We start from the raw sequence: 2,998 nt of genomic DNA on the forward strand, positions 1-2,998 counted from the left end.
CCCATCGGAACCCTTACCGCCGTCGTCACCTTCGCCCTGTCAAGGTATGTACCGTTGGTCGATCCTAGGTCCTCGACGTACCATTCGGACCCCCGTGGCGACAGCCGCGCGTGCCGTGTCGACGCATAGTCGTCGGTCAGCACCAGAGTCGAGTCGTCGGCTCGCCCGATCAGCACGGGCTGGCTGCCCAACTGAATTCGAGTGCCGGCAAGGGCGCCGTCGGTGACGATCAGCTGGTGCGGAGTGTTGCGGCGCTGTCCGCGGCTGGGCAGCAGGGTCCCGCGCAGCGCGAGGCCCCGTCGCACCATGACCGCACCGGTGGGGGCGTAGATGTCGGTGCGGAGGATGCGCAGCACCGACCAGATGAAGAGCCAGAGGAGCAGCAGGAAACCGACGCGCGTCAGCTGCAGCACTATCCCCTGCATCTGACGTCCTCTCCGTGACCGTCCCGATATCGCCGCTTCGGCGCCTCGGCACCGTTTTCCGGGCTGCGTCGCGACCGACCACCGGCCTGCTCAGCCGCCGTCGGCAACGTCACGATACTTGGGCCGGTGACGGACGGGGGGGCGAAGCATCGGCGTGGCCCCCAGCCGTCACCAGCCAGCGCCCTCAGTGAACGCGGACGATGATCTCGGAGTGGCCAAGACGGATCGTGTCACCGTCGGCCAACTGCCATTCCTGAACCGGCGCGTTGTTGACGGTGGTGCCGTTCGTCGAGTTCAGATCGGACAGCAGGGCGACCTGCCCGTCCCACCGGATCTCGAGGTGACGGCGTGAGACGCCGGTGTCGGGCAGCCGGAACTGGGCGTCCTGACCGCGGCCGATGACGTTGGCGCCTTCGCGGAGCTGATAGGTGCGCCCACTGCCGTCGTCCAGCTGCAGCGTCACGTTCGTGGCGCCGACGCCGTAGCCGGAGCCGTAGCCTGCTACGGGAGCCGCGGCAGGCGGTTGACCGTACTCGTACCCGGCGGGTTGCCCGTATCCGGCATCGGCCGGCTGGCCGTAACCCGCATCGGAGTAGCCCTGGGGCGCGGCAGGGTCGCCGTAACGGCCGTAGTCGGGCTGACCGTAGTCCGGCCTGCCGTACGTCTGGGCGCCGTAGCCACCGCCTTCGGCGTAACCGCCCTGATCGGGGTAGCCGCCCTGGTCGGGATAGCTGCCGCCGTCTGGGTAGCCACCCTGGTCGGGGTACGCCGGTCGCGGAGGTTCGGGACGGGCCTCTGGGCGGCCGTACTCCTCGGAGCGAGGAGGTGCCGGCGGGCGCCCGTAGTCGTAGCCACCCTGCTCGGGCTGCCCGTAGCCGGCGGGGGCGCCTGCGGGTGGGCCGTATCCGGCGGGCGGCGGCGGGCGGTAGCCCTGGTCGGGGTAACCGCCCCCGGAGGGGGGCCCGTACCCGGCTGGGGGCCGCTGCTCGTAGGACGGCGGGGGATAGCCCTGATCGGGGTAGCCGCCGCGCTCGGGGTAGCCGCCCTGGTCGGGATGACCGCCGGCAGGCGCAGGGGGTTGCCCCGGGCCGGCCTGATCCGGCGGGTAGGGCGCGCGGCCCTCTTCGCCCTGCCGGCCATAGTCGTAGTACTCGTCGCCTGGCTGCCCTTGTCCATGGCCGCCGCGGTGTGTCGGGTTGTCGGTCATTGGTGGAACTCCTGGTTCTGCGGTGTGCGCACGGTCTGGTGGTGCAGGGGCGGTTTCGCCGCTGGTCGTGTCGGGGTTGACCGTTCCACGGGTGCGAAACTGGCCTGTGTGCAACTGCGGTGACGCTTCGAATCCAACGACCACATCACCATACGTTTGCCACCCTTCGTCACGGATGTATCCCTTCAGGTGTCGGGCAAAAGTCGTCGGAGTGAGGTCGGGGTCCGTGCGGACCTTGTGAAAGTCGGATGCACTGAGGGTAATGACGTAGTCGTTTGGGGCCAAAATACGGCCACCGCCAACGTCGCGTACCCCGGCCTCCGCTTCGCGCTGAAGGATGGCCTCGACCTCCTGCGGGACGATCGAGCCTCCGAATACCCTCGCGAAGGTGTTACCGACGGTCGACTCGAGTTTGCGTTCGAAGCGATCGACGAGTCCCATATCACCGCCTGCCTCGCTGTTCGTCGTCGTGGGTTGCGCCCGGCACCACCCGCAGCCTGCGTGTCGCGAGCCCCAGTGCCTCTATGCATGGTATCGGCCATGGGCGCAGGAACGGGAACAACGGATCTCTGAGAATCGGATCGCGCCAGGTCAGGGCGCTCCGCTGCGTTGCGCATCGGCTCAACTGCGCGGTTGGGGAGTGCAGCGTTGTGCGTGATAGTCTCTCCCGGTTGTTGGGGCGAGTGGCGGAATGGCAGACGCGCTGGCTTCAGGTGCCAGTGTCCTTCGGGACGTGGGGGTTCAAGTCCCCCTTCGCCCACAATGAGGAGTTCTACGAACTCCAGGCACAAAGGTCACGAACTCGAAAGAGGTCGTGACCTTTGTGTTTGGTGGGGCAGACGTACTGGATGGTGCCGGTTGTGGCGTTGCGGGACTTTGTGGCGCGAATCCCCAGCGAGATCGTTGGTCAGTCCGGCAAGGTCCGCTCCCCCGCATCGCAACCCCGGCCGTTCGACACAGGTTCGGAACCCAGACGTCCTTGGCCGAGTCAAGCCCGTTGCCATGCGATGATCCGCGGAAAGATGGGCGTTGGCGCCCGTAGTTGTTTCAATTATGCGCTGCGGAGGCACCGCCGTATGCGGAGGCAGGGGATCGTTCGTGGGCGTACGCATCGAACCGAGAGAACGGAACTTGGTTGAAGACGACTGACCTCGCCAAAGTGCGCAATACGTTGTGGGCCGCTGCTGACGAGTTGCGAGCGAACTCGAAGTTGACGCCGGTCCAGTATCGCAATCCAGTACTCGGCTTGGTGTTCCTCGCCTACGCGGAGAACCGTTTCGAGGCCGTCCGAGGTGAGGTCGAGTCGAAGGCGTCCGCTCGGAACCCCGCGGCGCACGCTGACTATAAGGCCAAGTCCGTGTTGTAC

General features: G+C 66.9%; 3 protein-coding genes and 1 tRNA gene. 2 read left to right on the top strand and 2 right to left on the bottom strand.

Annotation, left to right across the window (positions count from 1 at the left end):
- Both ACRDUX_RS25255 and ACRDUX_RS25260 read right to left on the bottom strand, forming a co-directional pair.
- Positions 1–425: FHA domain-containing protein FhaB/FipA (locus ACRDUX_RS25255; RefSeq protein ID WP_526417662.1), on the bottom strand; the 425-nt coding region annotated here is incomplete at its 3' end.
- Between the two features lie 184 nt (positions 426–609).
- Complete coding sequence (locus ACRDUX_RS25260; RefSeq protein ID WP_526417664.1) at positions 610–2,073, bottom strand: FHA domain-containing protein; 1,464 nt, start codon at positions 2,071–2,073, stop codon at positions 610–612.
- A 236-nt stretch (positions 2,074–2,309) separates the two neighbouring features.
- On the opposite strand from ACRDUX_RS25260, the gene ACRDUX_RS25265 reads away from it, so the two are divergent.
- Positions 2,310–2,392 (top strand) — tRNA-Leu (locus ACRDUX_RS25265).
- Positions 2,393–2,767: 375 nt separating this feature from the next.
- A partial coding sequence (locus tag ACRDUX_RS25270) for a type I restriction-modification system subunit M N-terminal domain-containing protein (RefSeq protein ID WP_526417666.1) occupies positions 2,768–2,998 on the top strand: 231 nt, incomplete at its 3' end.

Origin of the sequence: Mycobacterium sp. (assembly GCF_050701675.1) — a bacterium.
Classification (GTDB): Bacteria; Actinomycetota; Actinomycetes; order Mycobacteriales; family Mycobacteriaceae; genus Mycobacterium.